1 protein-coding gene is annotated in these 2,285 nt (G+C 69.2%); it reads right to left on the bottom strand.

The genetic code is table 11. The annotated features are described in order from the left end of the window. Positions 1-72: 72 nt before the first annotated feature. Entirely contained in the window at positions 73-2,091 is a 2,019-nt protein-coding gene (locus tag Q2100_RS30975; RefSeq protein ID WP_302917085.1) for a glycoside hydrolase family 15 protein, read from the bottom strand. Positions 2,092-2,285: the final 194 nt, after the last annotated feature.

Raw genomic sequence — 2,285 nt, 5'->3', positions numbered from 1 at the left:
GGCAACGAACCCCCCTACGCGCGCATCTTGACATGAGGCAACAGGCCGACAAGTCGGCGGAACGCGGTGCGACTACATCGGGGCGTTGGCCGGCACGAACACCCCGGAGCTGTCCGCCTCCTCCTCGGCGCGGATGACGTGCACCACCGCGTTGATCAGCGCCAGGTGGGTGAACGCCTGCGGGAAGTTGCCCAGGTGGCGGCCGGTCCGCGGCTCGATCTCCTCGGCGTACAGATGCAGCGGACTGGCGAAGGACAGCAGCCGCTCGCACAGGTGCTTGGCCCGGCTCACCTCGCCGATCTCGACCAGCGCCGACACCAGCCAGAACGAGCAGATGGTGAAGGTGCCCTCCTCGCCGGTGAGGCCGTCGTCGGTCTCCTCCACCCGGTACCGCAGCACCAGGCCCTCCTCGGTCAGCTCGTCGGCGATCGCGAGCACCGTCGCACGCACCCGCGGGTCGTCCGGCGGAAGGAACCGCACCAGCGGCGCGAGTAGCAGCGACGCATCCAGCGCGTTGTCGCCGTAGCGCTGGGTGAGCACGCCACGGTCGTCGACGCCGTCCTTGAGGATGTCGGCCTTGATCTCCTCGGCGATCGTCCGCCACTGCTGGGCGTAGCTCTTCTCGCCCTGCAGTTCGGCGAGTTTCGACCCGCGGTCGAGCGCCACCCAGCACATGATCTTGCTGGAGGTGAAGTGCTGCGGCTCGCCGCGCACCTCCCAGATGCCGCGGTCGGGTTCGCGCCAGTGCTTGATGGCCTCCTCGACCTGATTCTTCAGCACGGGCCACAGCGTCGGCGGGATCTGCTCGCGCGACTTTGCGTGCAGATACACCGAATCCAGCATCGTCCCCCAGATGTCGTGCTGCATCTGGTTGTACGCGCCGTTGCCGATGCGCACCGGCCGCGCGTTGTCATAGCCCGAGAGGTGGTTGAGCTCCTCCTCGACGAGGCTGCGCTCGCCGCCGACGGCGTACATCACCTGCAGCGGATGGCGCTCGCCGTTGTTGGCCCCCGACACGTCGGCGATGAACGCGAAGAAGTCGTCGGCCTCGCGGTCCAGTCCCAGCGTGTAGAGCCCCCACAGGGCGAACGTCGAGTCGCGCACCCACGCGTAGCGGTAATCCCAGTTGCGTTCGCCCTGAGGCGTTTCCGGCAGCGACGTGGTGCTGGCCGCCAGCAGTGCGCCCGTCGGCGAATACGTCAGCCCCTTCAGGGTCAGTGCGCTGCGCTGAAGGTAGGCCCGCCACGGATGGTCGGGGAAGTCACCGATGTTGATCCACTGCCGCCACGCCTCACTGGTCTGCCACATCTTGTCGGCAGCTTCCTCGTAGGTCTGCGGGGCGGGGTGCTTCGACCAGCTCAGCGCCACGAAGACGTTGTCGCCCTCCTTCAGCCGCGTCCGCGCGCGGGCCTCGCGGCCCTCGAGGCCGATGCGCAGATTGGTGGTCAGCCGCAGCGTCGGGTGCGAGTCCGGGTTCTTGGTGGCGCGGGCGATCGCCTCGCCGTAGGCCTGCGCCGAGTACTCCCAGCTGGCGTTGTTGCGGTGGTAGTCGAACGACGGCTCGCAGTTCATCACCAACTCGACGGTGCCGCTGACGCATTTCACGGTGCGGAGCAGGATGTGCTCGGCGTCCCAGTCCATCGGCGTGCGGCGATGGGTGCGCGACCGCGCATCGATGTCGTGCCACGGGCCCATCACCAGCGTGTCCCGCACGATGACCCAGCCGGTGTGCGTCTGCCAGGTGGTCTCCAGGATCAGGCTTCCCGGCAGGTAGCGACGCGCGGCGGGCACCGAGACGCCGTAGGGGCCGAGCCGGAAGTGGCCGGCGCCGCGGTCCAGGATCGAACCGAACACGCTGGGCGAGTCGGGACGGGGGACGCAGAGCCACTCCACCGAGCCCGCCGAGGAGATCAGGCAGGTGTTCTCGCAGTCCGACAGGAACGCGTAGTCGGCGATCGGCGGGAACGGGTTCCGCAGCGACCCGCCGCCCGCATACGGCACCGGCGCCGTCACCGTCAGCGGCGACTGGGTGTCGTTCTTCGGCAGTGCCGGGGGCGCGTCGTCAGCCGGCTGCGTGTGCTGCAGAACCATGCGGACATCATCGACCGCCGGGGTGCCCCCCGTCTACTCGTGCCGATTGTTCGCCGGGTTTGCTGTCGCCGGCGCCGTCAGCGCCGTGCCCAGGTCGGTGCGTGTTCGGGCAGCGGGCCGATCGCCACCCCGTAAGCGACGGCGCGGCGCAGCGCGGGAAGTCGGTTGGCCACCTTGACCGCCCGGGGTGCCGG

It is taken from the genome of Mycolicibacterium arseniciresistens (assembly GCF_030519285.1).
Lineage (GTDB): Bacteria > Actinomycetota > Actinomycetes > Mycobacteriales > Mycobacteriaceae > Mycobacterium > Mycobacterium arseniciresistens.
This window is presented reverse-complemented; position numbering and strand designations above follow the sequence as displayed.

Excerpts from the sequence above, each read along its gene's own strand:
- Q2100_RS30975 (WP_302917085.1), bottom strand. The coding sequence starts at position 2,091 with ATGGTTCTGCAGCACACGCAGCCGGCTGACGACGCGCCCCCGGCACTG.